This window comes from Rickettsia akari str. Hartford (genome assembly GCF_000018205.1).
GTDB lineage: Bacteria > Pseudomonadota > Alphaproteobacteria > Rickettsiales > Rickettsiaceae > Rickettsia > Rickettsia akari.
In genome coordinates this window covers 1,107,957-1,129,134 of record NC_009881.1, presented here as the reverse complement: position 1 = coordinate 1,129,134, position 21,178 = coordinate 1,107,957, and the positions used below count along the sequence as shown (strand labels likewise).

Below are 21,178 nucleotides of genomic sequence, written 5' to 3'. Positions count from 1 at the left end.
GAATTTATTGTATTAACATTTGTAATTATTTTTCAGGAACTGCAATAGTTTTTATGGTAATTGCATGTAGTTTTTTATTTAATATTTCAGATAGGGCGTTTTTTACTAATTTATGTTGATTAATTAAAGAAAGTCCATTAAATTGAACATCTGATATTTCTACCGCATAATGGTCTTGATCCCCTACTAAATCAGTAATTTTTATTATGCTGTTTGGAAAGGCTTCCTTAAGTATTTTTTCTAATTCTTTTGCAGATATTGCCATTATTTTATCACTTTTTAGATATAAAAGTCTAAATGTTAATTAAAGTTTTTTTTGGTTAAAGTAAAGCTTTATATGAATTTTTATTGTAGAATTTTAAACATTCATTGATAAACTCTGCTCTTATGAATATAATAATTGATACAATTATATCATTTATTAATTATTATGAAAAAAGAAACTGAAGAATTAAAATTATTTATCTTAGAATGTTTAAGTGAGAAAAAAGCAGAAGATATTGAGGTAATTGATTTAACAGGAAAACATAAATTAGCCGATTACATTATATTTGCTAGCGGTCGTTCAACTAAAAATGTTGGAGCAATTGCTGAATATGTGGCTTTAGAATTAAAAAATAATGCTTGTATAAATAGTAATATAGAGGGTCTTGGTAAATCAGAGTGGGTACTAATAGATGCAGGTACTGTTTTAATTAATATTTTTTATCCTGAAGCACGGGAGCATTTTAAGCTAGAAGAAATTTGGAAAAGATGAACGATCATATTCTTATTAACGTTATAATTTTACTCGGTACTGCGGTTTTTATTGTGGCTATACTTAAGCGTCTTAGATTAAGTCCGGTACTTGGTTACTTAATTGCAGGAGCTGCAATAGGTGATCACGGTTTAAAAATCGTAACATATGACCAAACTAAGTTACTAGGTGAACTTGGTGTAGTATTTCTATTATTTGCGATAGGACTGGAGTTATCTTTTGAGCGATTAAAAGCTATGAGACGATATGTATTTGGTCTTGGTAGTTTGCAAGTTGTAACAACCGCTATAGTAATTGCCGGTGCAATGGTGCTTATAGACGGCAATAGTAGTGCAGCTATTATTACCGGCGGTGGTTTGGCCCTTTCATCTACTGCACTTGTTATGCAGGTTATTGAGGAAAATCGTAGTCAATCGACACAAATAGGAAGAATCTCTTTGGCTATTCTGCTACTGCAAGATTTGGCTGTAGTGCCATTGCTTGTGATAGTTCCGTTACTTGCCGGTAATAATAAAGCCTCGCTTGCAGGGGCTCTTGGTATTGCACTCTTAAAAGCAGTAACGGCCCTACTTACAATATTTATTGTTGGTCGTGTTTTTCTTCGTCCTGTATTTTCATTCATTTCATCAGAAAGTAATAATACAAGCGAGTTACCTATTTCGATGACTTTGTTAATAGTACTTTCTGCTGCTTGGGCTACCGAAACATTTGGTTTATCTTTAGCCTTAGGAGCATTTGTTGCTGGAGTATTAGTTGCCGAAACTGAATTTAGATTGCAGGCAGAAGAAAGTATTTATCCTTTCAAAAGTTTATTTTTAGGATTGTTTTTCATGACTGTCGGTATGAATATCGACGCACTAGAAATGTATGAAAAAATATCTCATATTCTTACTTTATCTATTGCTTTAATAGGTATAAAAACCTTAATCATAACGGCGTTTTGTCTTTTATTCGGTTTTAATAAAGGAGTTGCTTTTTATTCAGGCTTATTATTATCGCAAGGTGGAGAGTTTGGTTTTATATTATTCAGTTTAGGTAAAGATAGTGGAGTATTAGAAGAAAGTACTGCCGATATATTATTACTCGTAGTTACTTTTACTATGGCACTTACTCCATTACTCGCGGCTTTAGGGAAAAAGATTGCTGAGAAAGTTGATAAAGGACTCGGTAAAACTCCGACTCAAATGATTGAGCTTGGGGCAAGAGATTTAACAAACCATATTATTATTGCCGGCCTTGGTAATACCGGTAAAATGGTAGCAAGAGTTTTGGAAGCGGAAGGTATAAGTTACGTAATACTTGATTTAGATGATGATAGAGTCAAAGAAGAGCTATCAAACGGTTTGCCGGTTTTTAAAGGTGATGTATCGCAAGCCGATACTCTAAAGGCATTAGGTACGGAAAGAGCATTCGCTATAATACTTACCATGAATAATCAAGTCACTATAAAGAAATCGCTTAAAACAATTAGCGGTAATTATCAGGATATACCGGTTGTCGTTAAGTTAAAAAATTTAAAAAATGCTAGAGAGTTTTATGATTTAGGTGCCACAACTATTATTCCGGAAAGTTATGAGGCCGGATTACAAATCGGTGGAACAGTCCTGAAGAATATAGGTATTAGCGAGCAGGAAATTAATAGAATAAAAGTACAATTTAGGCTTGGTAATTATATAATAGCAAAAAAAGAAGATGCTTTATCTGAAGTGGAAGATAATGATTAAAGTTTTTATCATTTTAATTACAATAATATTATCTACAACAATTAACGCCGATAATAAAAAATTGTCTATTCCGAGATTTGTTTCAATAAAATCTAATGAAGTAAATGCAAGGAGTGGACCAACCACTAAATCTGCCGTAGAATGGGTTTTTGTTAAAAAAGGCGAACCGGTAGAAATAACTGCAGAGTACGAGCAATGGCGACAAGTACGTGACATTAACGGTGAAGGTGGTTGGATACATTCAAGCGTTCTATCAGGTAAAAGATCAGTGATTATTACCTCTGATAAGGAAATAGAGCTTACCAAATCCGTCGATTCTAAAAGCCGAGTTATAGCAAAATTAATGCCCAAGGTTCGCTGCGGTTTAAAAAAATGCAAAGAACAATTCTGCCAAATTACATGTAAAGATTATACTGGATGGATCTCAAAGAAAGCAATTTGGGGAGTATACAATCATAATGATAGATATTAATACAATAGACTTCTTGAAAACCTTAGTCTAAAGGTAATTTGTACGTAAATCTGCTACTCCCATCCTCACATATTTATATACGTTGCGGTGGCAAGGGTTTCCTGATGGATTCCTCTTTATAAGATAAGTTATGCAAGCAGTCTAATATCGATAATCAATTGTAAAAGTAGTTTACTACCTAAGATTAATTTGCTTTATATAAAAATATATTAAAGGTGCAATTATTCATGCAAAGATATTTAGACAGTACAAATGATGTCGCATTTAAGAAATTATTTAGCGATAAAGTAAAATTAATAAATTGACCGAACTCTCTTCTTAGGTTACCGAAATAAGATAGGATTATAGATTTAAGCTATCTAACTACTGAACAGTTACCTTTATTTCTTGAATGGAAAAGAAGTTTGTTCGATCTAAAAGTTAAAGGTGAAACCGGTAGATGGTATATAATCAGGATGCATCGAAAATGGAGAAAGATTATCTTAATAGAATGCAGCTTTACGGTTGTTATACCTACGTTAGTCAAATTAAGCAAGGTATGAAACATAAAGATTTATTGCCGGTAGTAATAATTGCTATGATTATCTTATACGGCTCTTCTGCTAGAGGTGATTGGGTGTATGATCTACCTAACTGGCATAATATCTATACTGATATCTTGATAATTCTGATAAAAGGTAAGTATAAAGGTTATACTGCTTTAAAATTAAAAGATAGAATATATAAAAGATTAGAAAAAACGTGAGTAATAAAACATCAAATTATCCCATATGATTCAAGAATATTGATAATTCGAAATAAATAGGTAGTTAGAAAAAGGACGTGATTTTTATATGGATATCACAAAAAAATGTATTCTTTTATATGATAGCAAGGAATTTATGCTTAGCGAAGCTAAAGATTTACCTTGGAGCGAGATGAACGAAATTTCTAACGATTACTATGAATATTGGTTTGGTAGAGGTAAAGGCTTTTCAAAGGTGCAACTACTTATTTAAACGATTTGGAGTATGCTTTATCAGTCTTTCCCATTCATCAAGCTACGGAAAGTCTTTACAGCACTATTTTATTAGTGTGTTCAAACTACAAACATAAACTATACAATTTACAAGAACTAGGCAGTATGGCAGGAAATTATGATAATGAATTATTAAGTGTGTTTCCTCAATTAACCGAAGAACAAAAAAGTGTTTTGAGCGTCTTGAAAAAGCTTATGTTGATGCAAGATATGATAAAAACTATAAAATGACATAAGAACAGCTGCTTTATCTTATTGAACGAATAGAAACATTAAAAGAACTCACCGAAAGAATCTGCACAGCAAGAATTAATCAGCAATAATATTTAAAATTAAATTTCTTTTGCTAAAAACACTTAATCACATATCCACTTAGTTATTATCCATGCAAATTTATATGGATAAGATTAATACGTCAAGAAGTTAGCTTAAAGCTTGGCTGAATTGATAAGTAAAAAATAATATGGTATGTTTATCCTTATTTGATAACAATACTATTCATTATAAAGTATTACTAATATGGCAAAAAAGAAAATAAAAGATAAAGCACATAAAAAAGAGAGTGTGATTTGTATTACTACTCCAAATCAAGCTTTAGTAAAATTACACACAAAAGTGCAAGATTATATAGATACACTAATAGGAGAAAAAATTTCTCTAGTAGATTAATTAATTAAGTTAAGAAGAGCAGATGGATAGTGTTTGCGGTTTATTTAAAATTTGATAAAAGTACCTAAATATAGTATAGAACATTTTATAATATTAAAAATTTTATGAGTAAGAATCTTTATATTAAGACCTACGGATGTCAGATGAATGTTTACGACTCTGTTAAGATGCAAGATTTGCTTTATCCTTTTGGTTATGAACCTACGGAAAATATTGAAGAAGCTGATGTTATTATCCTAAATACCTGTCATATCAGAGAGAAAGCAGCCGAGAAAACTTATTCTGAACTCGGTCGTATTAAGAAACTACAAGATACGAGAAAAAAACAAGGATTAAACTCTGCAATAATAGTTGTAGCAGGTTGTGTTGCTCAGGCAGAGGGAGAAGAAATTTTTACAAGAACTCCTTATGTCGATATTGTTGTCGGTCCGCAATCTTATTACAACCTACCGGAATTAATCTCAAAAATCGTTAGACACGCAAAACATTTAATCGATCTTGATTTTGTTGAAGAAGCGAAATTTGATAATTTACCGGAACAATTATATCCGCAAGGAGCTAGTAGCTTTATATCGGTGCAAGAGGGGTGCGATAAATTTTGCACTTTCTGCGTAGTACCTTATACAAGAGGAGCTGAATTTTCAAGGAACGTAGAACAGGTTTACAGAGAAGCATTACAAGTAGTTAGCGGCGGTGCTAAAGAAATTATGCTACTTGGACAAAATGTAAATGCATATAACTGGAAAGGTTCTGCAGATAAAATATTTAGTTTAGCCGATTTACTCAAACATCTAGCACAAATTCCAAATTTAGAGAGATTGCGTTATATGACATCGCACCCGATAGATATGACAGATGATCTAATACAACTGCACGGTACTGAGCCTAAATTAATGCCGTTTTTACATCTACCGGTGCAGTCAGGTTCAAATAAAATATTAAAAGCAATGAACCGCAAACATGATCGGGAATATTATTTTGATATAATTAATCGCTTAAGAGAAGCAAGGCCTGATATAGTTTTATCCTCTGATTTTATTGTCGGTTTTCCTGGTGAAACAGATGAAGATTTTGAGGATACTTTAGATTTGGTCCGGAGAGTAAAATACGGTCAGTGCTATTCGTTTAAATATAGCCCACGCCCCGGTACGCCGGGTGCAACTAGAACCGACCAAATACCTGAACATATAAAATCAGAGAGATTAACTATATTGCAAAAAGAACTCATGGATCAGCAATTAGCTTGTAATGAAAGTTGTGTCGGTAGTACTATAAAAGTTCTATTTGATCGTAGCGGTAAATTCGATGATCAAATAATAGGTAAAACTATATATATGCAGTCTGTATATATCCAAAACCCTAATAAATCTTTACTTGGTAAAATCATTGATGTAAAAATTACTAAAGCTTCACTTAATAGTTTAACCGGCGAAATATTATAATTCATGTATAAATCTCTGTTTTTTTGTTTAAAAATTTTTGCCGTACTTATTCTAATAGGTTGTGCGGTTGTGTGGTATATAATATATCACTATTCACGTGATTTACCTGATTACTCACAACTTGCACGTTATTATCCAGCGTCTGTAACGCGTATTTATTCTCGTGACGGTAAATTAATGGAGGAGTACGCTTTTGAACGTCGTGTATTTGTACCGATTAATAGCGTACCGATTTCATTAATAGAAAGTTTTATCGCAGCTGAGGATAAGAATTTCTATAACCATCCGGGCGTCGATTTGCTTGGAATAGTTAGAGCGACATTTTTAAACATATCTAATTATCTACATCATAGGCGTATGGAAGGCGCCTCTACTATTACTCAGCAAGTGGTTAAAAATTTTCTACTAACTAATGAGGTTTCTCTTGAACGTAAGATTAAAGAAGCGATTCTTTCTTATATGATTTCAAGAGTATTTACTAAGGATCAAATCTTAGAATTATATCTTAATCAAACATTCTTTGGTCGTGGTGCATATGGCGTTGCGGCGGCTGCACAAAATTATTTTAATAAATCCATAGAGGAACTTACCATTGCAGAATCAGCTTTTATTGCAGCACTTCCTAAAGCCCCTTCCGAACTTAATCCAGCGAGAAATTACGCTAGAGTAAAAGCTCGTCGTGATTACGTAATAGGACGTATGTTTGAAGATGGTTATATAACAAAAGATGCTGCGAAAGAAGCTATGGATAGCCCGATAGTTTTACGTAAACGAGCTCAAGAAGAAACTGTTACGGCAGATTATTATGTAGCACAGGTCAGAGAAGAAGTAATTAGGATGTTAAATAGTAAGGAAGAATTTTATACCGGAGGTCTTACTATTATTACTTCTTTGGATGCAAAGATGCAGCAATTAGCTGAAAACTCTTTAAGAAAAGGTCTCAGGGAGTTTGATAGAAGACGTGGTTTTAGAAAGCCTATAGCTAATATTCCTGTTGATAATTGGCAAGAGGAGATAAAAAAACTACCGACTCCTCCATCGCTTTTAGAGTATAAATTAGCTGTAGTTCTGGATGTGGCCGATAATCATGCAGAGATTGGACTTATAGACGGTAATAAATCTAGGATTCCTATTGCTGAAATGAAATGGACAAGAAGTAATCTTAAATCAGTTAAGGCTCTACTTAAAAAAGGTGATGTGATAGTAGTTGAACCTGTAAAAGATGCTCTTTATGCTTTGCGTCAGATCCCTGAAGTAAACGGTGCTATTATGGTTATGAATCCAAATACCGGGCAGGTACTTGCAAGCGTCGGGGGTTATGATTTTTCCACAAGTAAATTTGATAGAGTAACTCAAGCACTTCGTCAACCCGGTTCTTTGAGTAAAACCTTTGTTTATCTAGCAGCTCTTGAAAATGGTATTAAGCCGAATCAGATTTTTAACGATGGGCCTATTGAGATTGCGCAAGGTCCTGGGATGCCTAGTTGGCGTCCTAAAAATTATGAAGGTAAGTTTTTGGGTGAAATCACTATGCGTACTGGTTTTGAAAAATCCCGTAATCTTATAACGGTCAGAGTAGCAGCTGCCGTAGGACTTACAAAAATCGTTGATATAATTAAGCGATTCGGTATTAATAGTGAACCAAAAAAGGTTTACTCTATGGTCCTTGGTTCAATTGAAACTACACTTAGCAGAATGACCAATGCTTATGCAATTATTGCTAACGGTGGTAAAAAAGTTGAACCTCATTTTGTAGAATTAATTAAAGACCGTAACGGTAAAATTATTTATAGGCGAGATGATAGAGAATGTCTTTCTTGTAATGTTTCGGACGCCAATTTAGATATCGCAATATTAGAAATACCGCAAGAAGGTATTTATAGAGTTACGGATGAAGCTAGCAATTATCAAATTACTTCGTTTTTAACAGGAGCAATAGATAGAGGAACCGGTTATGCTGCGAAGAAGTTAGGAAAAATTATCGGTGGAAAAACCGGTACTAGTAATTATAGTAAAGATACATGGTTTATAGGTTTTACGCCTAAGATAGTAGTTGGCAGTTATGTTGGTTATGATACACCGAAAGAACTGGGAAAAAGAGCAACAGGTTCAAACGTAGTATTGCCGATTTTTATTGATTTTATGAGTAATGCTTATAAGGATGAGTCATCGCTGCCTTTCAAAGTGCCCGATTCAATTAAGCTAATCGCCGTAGATAGAGCAACCGGTACAATTACACCAAACGGCACTGTTATAGAAGCATTTAAAGTAAATAATGTTCAGATGCTTGAGAATGAAGATATGATTGATACGCAAGATAATAATGATATTTTTGATTATGTACCGAGTAAGGGAGATCAGTCTCAAGAGATTTATTAAACTGTATACTTGTTTAAGCCGATGTAATTCCCGCTTCCGCGGGCATGACATCGTATACAACAAAGCTACCTGCTTATTTATTCAGAATTTTAATTATGTGAAAAAATTGTTTTATATCTAACTGTCGTAATATCACTTACTATACCTTTTATAACTAAAGCTGATTGTTTTTTAGTTAAAGAAAATGATAAATTTATTAAACGGGCAGGTAAGTGCGAGTCTCGTTGTGCTCCATTCTCAACATTTAAAATTGCTATAAGTTTAATGGGTTATGATGATGGGTTTTTAATTGATGAAACTCGTCCAAAATTACCTTTTAAAGATGGTGATGCTGATATGCTAGAGGTTTGGAAACAGCCCCCCCATACTCCTAAAGACTTGATGAAGAATAGCTGTCTTTGGTATTCACAGGTTATTACCAAAGAATTAGGTATTGCAAAATTTCGTAATTATGTAACAAAATTTGATTATGATAATCATGATATTTTAGGAGATAAAGGAAAGAATAACGGTTTAACTAATGCATTGCTTCTAGTTCTTTAGAAATTTCACCGGAAGGACAATTAATTTTTCTTCAAAAACTGGCAGATAATAAATTGCCTGTAAGCGTTCAAGCTCAGGAAATGACTAAAAATATCTTATTTATTGAAGATGTTGTAGATGGTTGGAAGCTTTACGGTAAAACAGACATCGGTAATAAACTTAGCCGAGATAGAGCAATAAAGTTAGAATATAAACAAATTTGATGGTTTATAGGTTGGCTACAAAAAAATGACAGAACAGTTTTTTGTGTACATTTCATTGAAGATAATAAAACTTATGATTCTTATGCAGGACGACGTGCTAAAGAAATAGCGAAAGAAAAGCTAAAAGAACTGATAAATAAAGAGTGAAAATAAACTCAATTTTTATTTTCGAGGAACAACCAACAGTGAATTTGCTATTGGTGGTTGATTCAAAAACAAGAATCTAAGTGATTTATACAGGATTATCTGCGTCTTCATAGGAGAGTCCGGTCATCTCTATCGTAGTATGATCATCATGCTCATCAATAGCGTTAGCAGCAAGTGGATCTTCAGCTATAGCAGCAGCTCTTGCAGCTTCAATTTCCTCAATATATTGTTTTAATTTAGCTTTTTTTGTGTTGTTACTTCTAACGCAATACCAAGTTACTCCCGCACATATTGCAACAACTATGGATGCAGCTACAGCTGTACCAATGCCTATGTATGTAACTAAGGAATTACCGTTATCACGCTCATCAAACATATTGTCTTGAGAGTTGTCAGTTGTATTAAAAGTGCTATTAGTAAAGTTTGCTACGGTGTTAGTAATTAAATTTACTCCCATTTCAGTCCAACTTTCAGTGTTATTGGAAAAGATTGATTCAGAAATTTCGGCAGTAGAATTTGTTATTGCGTTATTGATTGCATTATTCGCAATTTCCGATAAATATTCTGTTATGGACTCTGTCCATCCCTCGGTTGTACTAATATCACTTGCTTGAGTAGTGCTAGATATCGGGTTAGATATTAAATCCTTTATTTCTGAGAGAATCGCCTGTAGAGCAGTTTCTTTCTCTACTTCAAATATTTCGCACCCTTTAATATCTTCTATAATAGTGTTATTATCCCCTGCGATATTAAGTATACCATCAATGGTCAGATTTTCTTGAAGATTTTCTTGACATATTTTAAGCAAGCGTTCCTCATATATATAAGTCTTATCACATTGTTTGTGCAATATATAATCCCGTATAGTCTCCCCATTATCATTAATCGCTGTAATAATAGCTTTATTTGCAGTTAATACTTCCTTTATTTTGAACATGCCTTCAAATACAAAATGTCTTGTTTCAGTATTTAATAATTCAATTCCTTTACTACACAGAATTGTTAATATATTCTCTTTATGGCAAGTCTGCTCAATTAAACTAAGGGTAGTAGTTAGATAGTAACTGGCCACATTATGTCCAATTTTAAGCACGTGGTATCCTTGACCACCAATTGTTTTTATTGTATTAGTGGTTCTTGCTACGGTAGTTAACGCAAAGTGTAATATGTGATTCATGTCGTTCTATCCCTAAGTTTTAAATTATAAGTGGTACAAATGTAGTCAACAAATTACTAATAAAAATTAATATTTAATACATAATTATTGGAATTTTAGTCTGAATTGATAATTTTATTGTTTGAGTGATGTAAAAGTGTTACAATGATAATACTAATCAATAAAAATAAGTCTATATGTCTCAAAGTCCAAGAGTTAATGTTGCTTATTGAGCAGGTTAATTGCCACTTTGCTTAGTAATTTAGCAATTCAAGAACATAAATCTTTATCGAGTTTAGTCAGAGAATTAACACTTGCAGCTCTTGAAATGATAGAAGATTTGTTTCTGTCAAAAATTGCTAAAAAGCTTGATAAAGAGAATGCTCAAACTTACTCTCGCGAAGAAGCGTGGAAATGAATTACAAAATACGTTATCTAGAAGAAGTAACAAATAGGCATATCCCAATGCTTTCCTCCAATGCAAAAACTCTTATCAAATGTGCAATTTATGCTATAGTTTGAAAGGTGATAGCATACTACGAGTAAGTGATTAATGTATTATATACCGTATTGAACAAGAAACAGCTACGGTAATTATTATTGTAATCAAACACAGAAAAGAAATATATCAGGAATTTATATAAACCCTGTTATCTCTTGAAGTATCTAAAGAAATGTTATAAAGTCAAAAAGTTCATAAAAATTTGAGGGATATTATGCAAGTAGTAAAAGCTTTAGAACAAATTTTAGCAGATAGTTATGCTTTATATTTTAAAACACAGAATTATCATTGGAATGTAGAAGGAGCGGAGTTTAGAAGTCTACATTTATTATTTGAAGTACAATATGAAGATTTAGCTGAAAGCTTAGATGAACTTGCTGAGAGAGTGAGAAGTTTAGGTGCTAAAGTCCCAGCATTGTCAAATTTAATAAAACTTGCATCTATAGATGAGGCAAATCCAAACGTAACAGCAAATGAAATGCTTAAAAGTCTAACAAAAGATCAAGATATTATTAGAGATACCTTATATAAGGGACTCAAAGTAGCACAAGCAGAGGGCGATGAGGGTACAGCCGATATGATTATTGGACGGATTAAGGTGCATGAAAAAAACAGATGGATGTTGCAGAGTAGTATAGTTTAGTGATACTTGTAATCCCACGACTTGATCGCGGGATCAAAAAAAATCAAAATCTAGATCCCGTGATCAAGTTGCGGGATTACAATATAAACAAAACAAAAATAAAATGGAACAATATGATGTAGCCGTCATAGGCGGTGGTCCCAGTGGATATGTTGCAGCAATTAGAGCGGCACAATTAAGGAAAAAAGTTGTATTAATAGAAAAAGAACATTTGGGAGGGGTATGTCTTAATTGGGGGTGTATACCGACTAAATCCCTGCTTAAGTCTGCTGAGGTTTTTGAATATACAAAGCACGCTAAAGATTATGGAATTGATTCTGAAGGTGCTGAAATCAATATTAAGAAAATAGTTGAGCGTTCAAGAGAGATTTCAAATAAGCTTGCAGGTGGCGTTAAGTTACTGTTGAAAAAAAATAAAGTTACCGTGATAGACGGAGTAGCAAGTCTTGCAGGAAATAAGGTAGTAAATATCAATAATAAATCTACAGTAAAAGCAGAAAATATTATTATAGCTACCGGAGCAAGATCTAGGGTGTTAAAAGGTTTTGAGCCTGATAGCAAGCAAATATGGACTTCAAAAGAAGCTATGATACCGCGTCATGTGCCGAAATCTATGATTATTGTTGGTTCAGGTGCAATAGGTATAGAATTTGCTTCATTTTATAATAGTATTGGTGTGGATGTTACCGTAATTGAGGCACATAATAGAATATTACCTGCTGAAGATACGGAAATTTCCGGAATCGCTCATAAGAATTTTGAGAAAAAGGGAATAAAAATTATTACAAATGCTAAATTAATTAAGCAAACAAAATCAAAAGATAAGATAGAAGTGGAGCTAGAGTTATCCAGTAAAACACAAAAATTACAAGCTGAAATCTTACTTATGGCAGTAGGTATTACTGCAAATACAGAAAGTTTAGGACTAGAGAAAACCAAAGTTAAAGTAGAAAATGGTTATATAGTTACTAACGGATTAATGCAAACTGCAGAACTAGGAATTTATGCTATAGGCGATGTAGCAGGAGTGCCTTGTTTAGCTCATAAAGCAAGCCATGAAGGTATTATTGCAGCAGAAAGCATAGCGGGCTTAAAACCCTATGCTATCAATAAGCATAATATACCGGGTTGCACTTATTCTTCGCCGCAAATAGCAAGCGTCGGACTTACAGAAGAAGCAGCAAAAGCTTTGGGTTATGAATTAAAAATCGGTAAGTTTCCTTTTATGGCTAATGGTAAGGCTTTAGTAATTGGTGATAGCGATGGCTTAATTAAAACTATATTTGATGCTAAGACTGGTGAGTTGCTCGGTGCTCATATGATAGGCTTGGAAGTAACAGAATTAATACAAGGATATGTGGTTTCAAAAAATTTAGAAGCAACAGAGTTGGATTTAATTAATACTATCTTCCCACATCCGACTTTATCGGAAATGATGCACGAGTCAGTACTCGCTGCTTATGATAGGGTAGTACATGTATGAACAAAGATAATTTAATCAAGAATTATGCAGTGGCGTTATTTAATAATGCTGTGGTTGATAACATACAAGATAAAATCTTTGAAGAAATTACCGCTATAAATCGTATAATTACCGATAATTTTGATATTAGAGAGTTCCTATTTTCTCCTATAGTAAATAAGAACGACAAAGTTAACGCAGTAAATTCGTTAGCAAAAAATATCAAAATGAGCACAATAGTACAAAATTTTTTATTGTTATTGGTAAAAAATTCTCGTACTGCTATTTTATCTAATATAGTAGATACTTATAATGCTTTACTATATGAAAGTAAAAACATAAAGATAGTTCGGGTTATTTCTGCAAATAAGTTACAACCTAAAGAGCAGGAGTGGATTAAATCTCGTATAGAAAAAGAATTAAATCAAAAAACAGAAATATTATTTGATATAGATAGTACTATTATTGGCGGTATTGTAATTAAATATGATAGTATGCTGCAAGATTACTCAATAAAAGGTAGTTTAGAAAAAATAACGAAAACTTTAAAGAAAGTTAGGATTGCTGCTTGAGTACTATTGTCATCCCGTGGCTTGACCACGGGACCCATAAGCAATCTAAAGCTGTATATTATTTGTCATTTTTAACTGGATCCCGTGGTCAAGCCACGGGATGACAACGTGTAATTAGGAGTCATCCCACATGAAACTAAAGCCTATTGAAGTAGCTGAAATATTACAAAAGGAAATAGCTAATATTAATTGCTTAAGTGAGATTAAAGAAGTAGGGCAGGTAATCTCGGTAGGTGACGGTATTGCTAAAATTTATGGTCTTGCTAATGTAAAATCTGGTGAAGTAGTAGAGTTTAAATCCGGTGTTAAGGGGCTTGTTTTAAATTTGGAGAATGATAGCGTCAGTGCTGTAATTATGGGCGATGATAACCAAGTACAGCAAGGAGATAATGTCAAAAGAACTAAAGAAGTTTTAGAAGTACCGGTAGGAAAGGCATTGCTTGGTCGTGTTGTTGATGCTCTTGGTAACCCTATTGATGGCAAAGGCGATATTGCGAGTAAAGAGTACAGACATATCGCGATGAAAGCTCCGGGAATAATAGAAAGAACGAGTGTAAGCGAACCTGTACAAACCGGAATCAAGGCTATAGATTCGTTAATTCCGATAGGTAGAGGACAAAGAGAATTAATAATCGGTGATAGACAAACCGGAAAAACAGCGATAGCGGTTGATACTATTATTAATCAAAAACAAGCTCATTCACTTACTAATGAAAGCGATAAAATTTATTGTATTTATGTAGCTATTGGGCAAAAAAGATCAAGCGTTGCACAGATAGTAAAAAAACTAGAAGATGCCGGAGCAATGGACTATACAATCGTTGTTTCGGCTACTGCTTCGGAAGCTGCATCTCTTCAATTCATTGCCCCTTATTCTGCCTGTAGTATGGGCGAATATTTTCGTGATAATGGTATGCATGCACTTATTATTTATGATGATTTAAGTAAGCATGCCGTCGCATATAGACAAATCTCATTATTACTTAGAAGACCTCCAGGGCGAGAAGCATATCCCGGTGACGTGTTCTATCTGCATTCAAGATTGCTTGAGCGAGCTGCTAAAATGTCAGAGGAAAAAGGCAATGGTTCACTTACCGCTCTTCCTATAATCGAGACGCAGGCAGGTGATGTATCTGCCTATATCCCAACGAATGTTATTTCAATTACCGACGGTCAAATTTTCTTAGAAAGTGAGTTATTTTATAAAGGTGTAAGACCTGCCGTTAATGTTGGTATTTCAGTAAGCCGTGTTGGTTCTGCAGCACAAATAAAGGCTATGAAGCAGGTAGCAGGTTCGGTAAAGCTAGAACTTGCTCAATTTAGAGAGCTCGAGTCTTTCTCGCAATTTGGATCGGATCTAGACCCTGCTACTAAAGCACAAATCGATCACGGTAAAAGATTAGTTGAGATATTAAAACAAGCTCAATATCGTCCTTTGCCGGTAGAAGAACAAATAATAAGTCTTTATGTCGGAACTAAGAAATATTTAAATGATGTACCGCTTCAGAAAGTAAAAGAGTTTGAAGATAAAATGCTTACGGAGATAAGATTAAATAAAAAAGATATTTTGGAATCAATAAAAAATGAGCAACGTATAACCGAAGAAACAGAGCAGAAACTAAAAGCATTTTTAGAGAATTTCGTAAAAGCCTATTGTGTCATGCCGTGACTTGATCACGGCATTCAGTAAAATAAGTTAAAAATACTGGACCCCGCAGGTACAAGCCACGGGGTGACAATAGAAAACCAAAAAACTATATGTCACATTTAAAGCAATTAAGAACTAGAATTAAAAGCGTTAAATCTACACAAAAGATTACTAAAGCAATGCAATTAGTATCAGCTTCTAAAATGGCGAAAATAAAAAGTCAAATAGCCAAGTCAAATTTTTATATTGAGGCTATTAGTAAAATGATGTCCGATATAGTATCAATTGATATGTATGAGCTCTCTATAGAAGAGCAGAAATTCTTTAATACTATACCGAATAAAGCAACTTTATTGATAGTGATGACATCACAGCGTGGTTTATGTGGAACGTTTAATTACAGTATAATTAAGCAAGTTAAGTATGATATTAAAGAGTTAGAAAATAAAGGTGAACAAATAAAGCTTATCATTATAGGAAAAAAAGGTTACGAAGCACTAAAAATGCAATATGCAAGTTATATTGATAGTTATTTTGAGTTACCAAAAATTCATGCTGAAAATCTGATCCTGCAAGTAAAACAAAAAATTATGTCGCTAGTCGCAAATCTAGAAGTTAGTAATTGTGTTATATATTTTAATAAATTCAAGAACGCAATGACTCAAATTATGACTAGACAACAGGTTTTACCGGTAGAAAAATATCATGATGATTCTAAAATAGAGAATGACCATTATGAGTATGAGGGGAAAAATCTAATTTCTAATCTAATTAATTTATATGTGAGTTCCCAAATAAATTATGCTTTACTACAAAGTAGAGCAAGTGAAGAGGGAGCTAGAATGACCGCTATGGAAAATGCAACAAATAATGCTAATGATTTAATAAGTAAATTAGTTTTAAAGTTGAATAGATCAAGACAGGCTATTATTACTACGGAGTTGATAGAGATTATAGCCGGCTCTGAGGCGGTGTAGATATGTGTATTATGTCATTCTCGCCTACGCGCGGGAATGACATTGGTAACTATGTAAGAACATTATCTTAACAGAAAAAATTATGACAAAAAATATCGGTAAAATTACTCAGATTATTTCAGCGGTGGTGGATGTAAAATTTACGAATAACGGTGAGTTACCGGAAATTTTAAATGCTCTAGAGTGCTATAACGATAAACAAAGGATAGTGCTGGAAGTAGCCCAACATATAGGTGATGATACGGTGCGTTGTATTGCTATGGATTCTACTGAAGGATTAGTGCGGGGTGTAGAAGTAATGGATACCGGTAGTCCTATTTGTATTCCTGTAGGTACTGAGACGCTTGGGCGTATTATGAATGTTGTAGGTGAGCCGATTGATGGTAAAGGAGACATTAAAAGCTCAAATATTTCTGCTATATATAAGTCTGCTCCTGATTTTACCAATCAGTCAACCGAGCGTAATATATTAGTAACCGGTATTAAAGTTGTTGATTTACTTGCTCCTTACATTAAAGGCGGTAAGATAGGATTATTCGGCGGTGCAGGTGTAGGTAAAACCGTGTTAATTATGGAGCTTATTAATAACGTAGCTAAGGCACATGGAGGTTATACGGTATTTGCAGGAGTCGGTGAGAGAACTAGAGAGGGTAATGATCTTTACCATGAAATGATTGACTCGGGTGTGATTGACCTTGAGAAACCGGAAAATTCAAAAGTAGCTCTTGTTTATGGACAAATGAACGCGCCGCCTGGAGCAAGGGCAAGAGTTGCGTTAAGCGGTCTGACCATTGCGGAAAGTTTTAGAGATATGAATGGGGGGCAAGATGTTTTGTTTTTCGTGGATAATATTTTCCGTTTCACTCAAGCAGGTTCTGAAGTATCGGCGCTGCTTGGTAGGATTCCGTCAGCGGTAGGGTATCAGCCTACTCTTGCTACCGATATGGGAGAACTACAAGAGCGTATCACCTCTACTAAGCACGGCTCAATAACTTCAGTGCAGGCTATATATGTACCGGCGGATGATTTAACTGATCCTGCTCCTGCTACTTCTTTCGCGCATCTCGATGCTACAACGGTACTTAGCCGTCAGATAGCCGAGTTTGGAATTTATCCAGCAGTTGACCCGTTAGATAGTAATTCTCAGGTACTTGACCCGATGATTGTCGGTGAGGAGCATTATAGCGTAGCAAGACAAGTACAGCAGGTTTTACAAACTTATAAATCGTTGCAGGATATCATTGCTATTTTAGGTATGGATGAGTTGTCCGAAGAAGATAAACTAACCGTGTCGCGTGCTAGAAAAATACAGCGTTTCTTATCACAGCCTTTTCATGTCGCCGAAGTATTTACCGGATCTGAAGGCAAATTTGTTAATCTAGCTGATACTATCGCAGGTTTTAAAGGATTGGTAGAGGGTAAATATGATGATTTACCGGAAGCTGCTTTTTATATGGTCGGAACTATAGACGAGGCTATTGAGAAAGCAAAGATTTTGAAGTAATGTTTATGTCATTCCCACGTGGCATTGTTACGTGGACCAGTTGTCCTGTCATTGCAAGGAAAATTACAAAGTAATTGGTGAAGCAATCCAGTAAAAATGCTAATTTATAGCATTTTTTTTATTATTTTTCTGGATTGCCACGTTGCTTCGCTCCTCGTAATGACATAGTAATTTTACTATATTATTCTATGAACGAAACAATTTTAGTCAAAATAATTACTCCTTTAAGTATTGCATTGGAAAGGCAAGCTAAAATGGTAACAATACCGGGTGAGGATGGTATGTTTGGTGTGCTATCGAATCACGCTACGATGATCGTTAGTTTAAAAGCCGGTTTAGTACAGGTTTATATAGATGATATATACAACCCACAAATTACTTATCTTGTGTCCAGCGGTGTAACCGAAGTAACGGGCAGTTATGTTAACATAGCCACAGAAACGGCTATTAACGTTACGAATTTAAGTGAAGCCGAGATAGCAACCAAGCTTCAGGGGCTTCAAAAACCTTTATCAGAACAACATTAATTTGTTTGAAAAATCTACGTTTTGGGATAAGATTATTGTAATAATTATTTCTAGTTTTTATGTCGTTCTCGCGGAAGCGGGAATCCAAGATAAATCGAGCTTGTAGTTTTAAAAGTATACTGTATTTATACTTCCTACGCAGGAATGACATAGTCGTCGATGTTACTAACATAACGAATATCAAGTGAGAAACAAATGTCAAAAGTGCATAATTCAGAATATATAAAAGAGTTATCAGTCGATAATAGTTTATACAAAATTTATGATATAAATAAAGCGGTAAGCGATATCGAACTTCCTTTAAAAAAGCTACCATACAGTTTAAGAATATTATGTGAAAACGTGCTACGTACCAGTGGTAATAAAGAAAGCTTACTTGTATTTAAAGAATGGCTGAACACTAAAAAATCCGATGCAGAAATAGATTTTATGCCGGCAAGAGTTTTGATGCAGGATTTTACCGGTGTGCCTGCTATTGTAGACTTGGCTGCTATGCGTGATGCGATGACGAAAATAGGAGGCGATCCGTTAAAAATTAATCCGCTTATTCCTGTTGATTTGATAATAGATCATTCAGTAAGCGTTGATTCTTATGCAGCTAAGGATTCATTCGATCAAAACGTGCAAATGGAAATGAAACGTAATATAGAGCGTTATGCATTTCTTAAATGGGGGCAGCAGGCATTTAATAATTTTAAAGTAGTGCCGCCTGGTACGGGTATTTGTCATCAGGTAAATTTAGAATATTTAGCAAAAGTCGTGTGGCATCAAGACGGACTTGCTTATCCTGATAGTTTAGTTGGAACTGATAGCCATACAACTATGGTAAATGGACTATCGGTAATTGGTTGGGGAGTTGGGGGAATAGAAGCAGAAGCTGCAATGCTCGGTCAGCCGCTTACTATGATTTTGCCGGAAGTAATCGGAGTGAAACTAACAGGAAAATTAACAGGTATATCTACAGCAACCGATTTAGTTTTAACCATTACTGAGATGTTGCGGAAAAAGAAAGTAGTAGGTAAGTTTGTTGAGTTTTTCGGTGAGGGCTTGAAAAACCTCACGATTGCCGACCGTGCTACTATTTCTAATATGTCGCCTGAATATGGTGCTACTTGTGGCTTTTTCCCGATTGATCAAGAAACGATAAAATATCTAGAGCTAACGGGTAGAGAAAAAGCACAAATCAAATTAGTAGAGAAATATGCAACCGAGCAGAATCTTTGGTATGATTTTGAGCATGAGGCAGAATATAGCGAAATTTTAGAGCTGGATTTATCTACGGTACATAGCTCGTTTGCTGGGCCAAGACGTCCGCAAGATAGGGTAAATTTAACCGATGTAGCAAGTAGTTTTAAACATGAATTGCCGAATTTCGGTATAGAAAGTAAAGGTATTGATAAAAAATATGCTGTAGCAAATCAGAATTACGAAATCGGTCACGGTGATGTGGTCATTGCAGCGATCACTAGTTGTACTAATACTTCAAATCCTAGCGTGATGATTGGTGCAGCACTTCTTGCCAAAAAAGCACTAGCACATGGGTTAAAGGTAAAGCCTTGGGTTAAAACTTCTCTTGCTCCTGGATCAAAAGTCGTAACGGAATATTTGAAGCTTAGCGGTCTTGATAAATATTTAGATGAGCTAGGGTTTAATCTAGTAGGTTATGGCTGCACTACTTGCATCGGTAATTCTGGTCCTTTAAATCCGGAAATAGAGGAAACTATCAATAAACACGGGTTAGTTATTGCTTCCGTTTTATCGGGTAATAGGAACTTTGAAGGGCGAATTAATCCCCTTACTAAAGCGAGCTATCTCGGATCTCCTATTTTAGTCGTAGCATATGCACTTAGCGGCACTCTTAATATAGATTTAAATAGACAACCAATAGGAAAAAATATTTATTTGAAAGATATTTGGCCAAGTAAAGAAGAGATAGATGAAGTTATTGCAAATTCAATTAATTCCTCTATGTTTATAGAAAAATATTCCGATATATTTAGTGGAACAAAAGAGTGGCAAAGTCTAGAGGTTACTAATAGTGCTACTTATAACTGGAGTAAGAATAGTACCTATATTAATAATCCGCCTTATTTTGAGGATATAGGCAGCAAGAATAGTATAAAAGATATAAAATCTGCGAAAATTCTAGCAATTTTCGGTGATTCTATTACTACCGATCATATTTCGCCGGCAGGAAGTATTAGTAAAACCAGCCCTGCTGCTAAATATTTAACGGACTATCATATAGAGCCTCGAGATTTCAACTCTTACGGATCACGTAGAGGAAATCATGAAGTGATGATGCGTGGCACATTTGCTAATACACGTATAAAAAACGAAATGTGTAAGGTAGTAGAAGGTGGCTTTACCATAAACCAATTAAGTAGTACGCAGCAAACTATTTACGATGCGGCTATGGACTATAAAGCTAATGATGTACCGGTAGTAATTTTTGCCGGTAAAGAATATGGTAGCGGTTCGTCTAGAGATTGGGCGGCAAAAGGTCCGCAACTGCTTGGCGTAAAGGCAGTGATTGCCGAGAGCTTTGAGCGAATACATCGTTCAAATTTAGTTGGTATGGGTATTTTACCGCTAACTTTTACGGGCAATAATACAAGATTAGATTTAAAGTTAGACGGTTCAGAAACTATTGATATCATAGGCTTAAGTGAACAAATAAAGCCTTATAATCCTGTTAAATGCGTGATAAAAAAACAAACTGGCGAAACAAGAACAATCGATTTAATATTGCAAATATTTACGGATAATGAGATAAATTATATACGGCACGGCAGTATTATGCATTTTGTGGTAGAGAGTTTGAAAAAATAAC

Annotated in this window: 21 protein-coding genes and 1 pseudogene; 20 read left to right on the top strand and 2 right to left on the bottom strand. The window is 34.5% G+C overall.

Annotated features, from left to right (window positions below; translation table 11 throughout):
• Positions 1 to 25: 25 nt before the first annotated feature.
• Positions 26 to 265, bottom strand: coding sequence for a BolA/IbaG family iron-sulfur metabolism protein (locus A1C_RS05620; RefSeq protein ID WP_012150113.1), 240 nt, complete (start codon positions 263 to 265; stop codon positions 26 to 28).
• A 165-nt stretch (positions 266 to 430) separates the two neighbouring features.
• On the opposite strand from A1C_RS05620, the gene rsfS reads away from it, so the two are divergent.
• The 11 genes and pseudogenes from rsfS (at position 431) to A1C_RS09325 (ending at position 9,354) form a co-directional block, all read left to right on the top strand.
• A complete protein-coding gene (rsfS, locus tag A1C_RS05615; protein ID WP_012150112.1) occupies positions 431 to 757 on the top strand; it encodes a ribosome silencing factor in 327 nt (108 codons plus the stop codon).
• Positions 754 to 2,481 carry a monovalent cation:proton antiporter-2 (CPA2) family protein gene (locus A1C_RS05610; protein WP_012150111.1) on the top strand — a complete coding sequence of 576 codons (1,728 nt, stop codon included), beginning with the start codon at positions 754 to 756 and terminating at the stop codon, positions 2,479 to 2,481. The genes rsfS and A1C_RS05610 overlap by 4 nt, the downstream gene beginning before the upstream one ends.
• The gene (locus A1C_RS05605; RefSeq protein WP_012150110.1) at positions 2,474 to 2,953 is read left to right on the top strand and encodes an SH3 domain-containing protein; all 480 of its coding nucleotides are present in this window, start codon (positions 2,474 to 2,476) and stop codon (positions 2,951 to 2,953) included. Before A1C_RS05610 ends, A1C_RS05605 begins: the two co-directional genes overlap by 8 nt.
• 439 nt (positions 2,954 to 3,392) lie before the next feature.
• Positions 3,393 to 3,698 (top strand): hypothetical protein, encoded by a 306-nt coding sequence (locus A1C_RS08945; protein ID WP_232279111.1) that lies wholly within the window; start codon positions 3,393 to 3,395, stop codon positions 3,696 to 3,698.
• Between the two features lie 88 nt (positions 3,699 to 3,786).
• Positions 3,787 to 3,951, top strand: a complete 165-nt coding sequence (locus A1C_RS08270) for a hypothetical protein (protein ID WP_198282962.1) — start codon at positions 3,787 to 3,789, stop codon at positions 3,949 to 3,951.
• Between the two features lie 74 nt (positions 3,952 to 4,025).
• Positions 4,026 to 4,202 carry a hypothetical protein gene (locus A1C_RS08940; RefSeq protein ID WP_012150109.1) on the top strand — a complete coding sequence of 59 codons (177 nt, stop codon included), beginning with the start codon at positions 4,026 to 4,028 and terminating at the stop codon, positions 4,200 to 4,202.
• 288 nt (positions 4,203 to 4,490) lie between these two features.
• Entirely contained in the window at positions 4,491 to 4,640 is a 150-nt protein-coding gene (locus A1C_RS08265; RefSeq protein WP_012150108.1) for a hypothetical protein, read from the top strand.
• A gap of 104 nt (positions 4,641 to 4,744) precedes the next feature.
• Complete coding sequence (gene miaB, locus A1C_RS05585; protein WP_012150107.1) at positions 4,745 to 6,082, top strand: tRNA (N6-isopentenyl adenosine(37)-C2)-methylthiotransferase MiaB; 1,338 nt, start codon at positions 4,745 to 4,747, stop codon at positions 6,080 to 6,082.
• A gap of 3 nt (positions 6,083 to 6,085) precedes the next feature.
• Complete coding sequence (locus tag A1C_RS05580) at positions 6,086 to 8,461, top strand: penicillin-binding protein 1A (protein ID WP_012150106.1); 2,376 nt, start codon at positions 6,086 to 6,088, stop codon at positions 8,459 to 8,461.
• A 105-nt stretch (positions 8,462 to 8,566) separates the two neighbouring features.
• Positions 8,567 to 9,004: a penicillin-binding transpeptidase domain-containing protein gene (locus A1C_RS08935; protein ID WP_332239179.1), complete on the top strand. Its 438-nt coding sequence runs from the start codon at positions 8,567 to 8,569 to the stop codon at positions 9,002 to 9,004.
• Between the two features lie 53 nt (positions 9,005 to 9,057).
• A pseudogene (locus A1C_RS09325) lies at positions 9,058 to 9,354 on the top strand (penicillin-binding transpeptidase domain-containing protein).
• 85 nt (positions 9,355 to 9,439) lie between these two features.
• On the opposite strand, the gene A1C_RS08930 reads toward A1C_RS09325, so the two are convergent.
• Complete coding sequence (locus A1C_RS08930; RefSeq protein ID WP_012150105.1) at positions 9,440 to 10,531, bottom strand: hypothetical protein; 1,092 nt, start codon at positions 10,529 to 10,531, stop codon at positions 9,440 to 9,442.
• Positions 10,532 to 10,739: 208 nt separating this feature from the next.
• On the opposite strand from A1C_RS08930, the gene A1C_RS05560 reads away from it, so the two are divergent.
• The 9 genes from A1C_RS05560 (at position 10,740) to acnA (ending at position 21,177) form a co-directional block, all read left to right on the top strand.
• On the top strand, positions 10,740 to 10,928 hold the full coding sequence (locus A1C_RS05560; RefSeq protein WP_012150104.1) for a hypothetical protein: 189 nt from the start codon (positions 10,740 to 10,742) through the stop codon (positions 10,926 to 10,928).
• A 298-nt stretch (positions 10,929 to 11,226) separates the two neighbouring features.
• The gene (locus A1C_RS05555; protein ID WP_012150103.1) at positions 11,227 to 11,655 is read left to right on the top strand and encodes a Dps family protein; all 429 of its coding nucleotides are present in this window, start codon (positions 11,227 to 11,229) and stop codon (positions 11,653 to 11,655) included.
• A gap of 103 nt (positions 11,656 to 11,758) precedes the next feature.
• Positions 11,759 to 13,138, top strand: a complete 1,380-nt coding sequence (gene lpdA / locus A1C_RS05550; RefSeq protein WP_012150102.1) for a dihydrolipoyl dehydrogenase — start codon at positions 11,759 to 11,761, stop codon at positions 13,136 to 13,138.
• Positions 13,135 to 13,689 (top strand): ATP synthase F1 subunit delta, encoded by a 555-nt coding sequence (atpH, locus tag A1C_RS05545; protein ID WP_012150101.1) that lies wholly within the window; start codon positions 13,135 to 13,137, stop codon positions 13,687 to 13,689. The genes lpdA and atpH overlap by 4 nt, the downstream gene beginning before the upstream one ends.
• Before the next feature lie 130 nt (positions 13,690 to 13,819).
• Positions 13,820 to 15,358 (top strand): F0F1 ATP synthase subunit alpha, encoded by a 1,539-nt coding sequence (atpA, locus tag A1C_RS05540; protein ID WP_012150100.1) that lies wholly within the window; start codon positions 13,820 to 13,822, stop codon positions 15,356 to 15,358.
• Positions 15,359 to 15,447: 89 nt separating this feature from the next.
• On the top strand, positions 15,448 to 16,314 hold the full coding sequence (gene atpG / locus A1C_RS05535) for an ATP synthase F1 subunit gamma (RefSeq protein WP_012150099.1): 867 nt from the start codon (positions 15,448 to 15,450) through the stop codon (positions 16,312 to 16,314).
• Between the two features lie 82 nt (positions 16,315 to 16,396).
• Positions 16,397 to 17,818: a F0F1 ATP synthase subunit beta gene (gene atpD / locus A1C_RS05530; protein ID WP_012150098.1), complete on the top strand. Its 1,422-nt coding sequence runs from the start codon at positions 16,397 to 16,399 to the stop codon at positions 17,816 to 17,818.
• Positions 17,819 to 18,006: 188 nt separating this feature from the next.
• Positions 18,007 to 18,345, top strand: a complete 339-nt coding sequence (locus A1C_RS05525; RefSeq protein ID WP_012150097.1) for a F0F1 ATP synthase subunit epsilon — start codon at positions 18,007 to 18,009, stop codon at positions 18,343 to 18,345.
• A gap of 195 nt (positions 18,346 to 18,540) precedes the next feature.
• Positions 18,541 to 21,177, top strand: coding sequence for an aconitate hydratase AcnA (gene acnA, locus A1C_RS05520; protein ID WP_012150096.1), 2,637 nt, complete (start codon positions 18,541 to 18,543; stop codon positions 21,175 to 21,177).
• Position 21,178 lies beyond the last annotated feature (1 nt).

Bases quoted from the DNA above. Each gene is read 5' to 3' on its own strand.
- rsfS (WP_012150112.1), top strand. From the start codon at position 431: ATGAAAAAAGAAACTGAAGAATTAAAATTATTTATCTTAGAATGTTTA.
- A1C_RS05525 (WP_012150097.1), top strand. From the start codon at position 18,007: ATGAACGAAACAATTTTAGTCAAAATAATTACTCCTTTAAGTATTGCA.
- lpdA (WP_012150102.1), top strand. From the start codon at position 11,759: ATGGAACAATATGATGTAGCCGTCATAGGCGGTGGTCCCAGTGGATAT.
- miaB (WP_012150107.1), top strand. From the start codon at position 4,745: ATGAGTAAGAATCTTTATATTAAGACCTACGGATGTCAGATGAATGTT.
- A1C_RS05610 (WP_012150111.1), top strand. From the start codon at position 754: ATGAACGATCATATTCTTATTAACGTTATAATTTTACTCGGTACTGCG.
- A1C_RS05555 (WP_012150103.1), top strand. From the start codon at position 11,227: ATGCAAGTAGTAAAAGCTTTAGAACAAATTTTAGCAGATAGTTATGCT.
- A1C_RS08930 (WP_012150105.1), bottom strand. From the start codon at position 10,531: ATGAATCACATATTACACTTTGCGTTAACTACCGTAGCAAGAACCACT.
- A1C_RS05620 (WP_012150113.1), bottom strand. From the start codon at position 265: ATGGCAATATCTGCAAAAGAATTAGAAAAAATACTTAAGGAAGCCTTT.
- A1C_RS05605 (WP_012150110.1), top strand. From the start codon at position 2,474: ATGATTAAAGTTTTTATCATTTTAATTACAATAATATTATCTACAACA.
- A1C_RS08945 (WP_232279111.1), top strand. From the start codon at position 3,393: ATGGTATATAATCAGGATGCATCGAAAATGGAGAAAGATTATCTTAAT.
- atpA (WP_012150100.1), top strand. From the start codon at position 13,820: ATGAAACTAAAGCCTATTGAAGTAGCTGAAATATTACAAAAGGAAATA.
- atpD (WP_012150098.1), top strand. From the start codon at position 16,397: ATGACAAAAAATATCGGTAAAATTACTCAGATTATTTCAGCGGTGGTG.
- acnA (WP_012150096.1), top strand. From the start codon at position 18,541: ATGTCAAAAGTGCATAATTCAGAATATATAAAAGAGTTATCAGTCGAT.
- A1C_RS08265 (WP_012150108.1), top strand. From the start codon at position 4,491: ATGGCAAAAAAGAAAATAAAAGATAAAGCACATAAAAAAGAGAGTGTG.
- A1C_RS08270 (WP_198282962.1), top strand. From the start codon at position 3,787: ATGGATATCACAAAAAAATGTATTCTTTTATATGATAGCAAGGAATTT.
- atpG (WP_012150099.1), top strand. From the start codon at position 15,448: ATGTCACATTTAAAGCAATTAAGAACTAGAATTAAAAGCGTTAAATCT.
- A1C_RS05580 (WP_012150106.1), top strand. From the start codon at position 6,086: ATGTATAAATCTCTGTTTTTTTGTTTAAAAATTTTTGCCGTACTTATT.
- atpH (WP_012150101.1), top strand. From the start codon at position 13,135: ATGAACAAAGATAATTTAATCAAGAATTATGCAGTGGCGTTATTTAAT.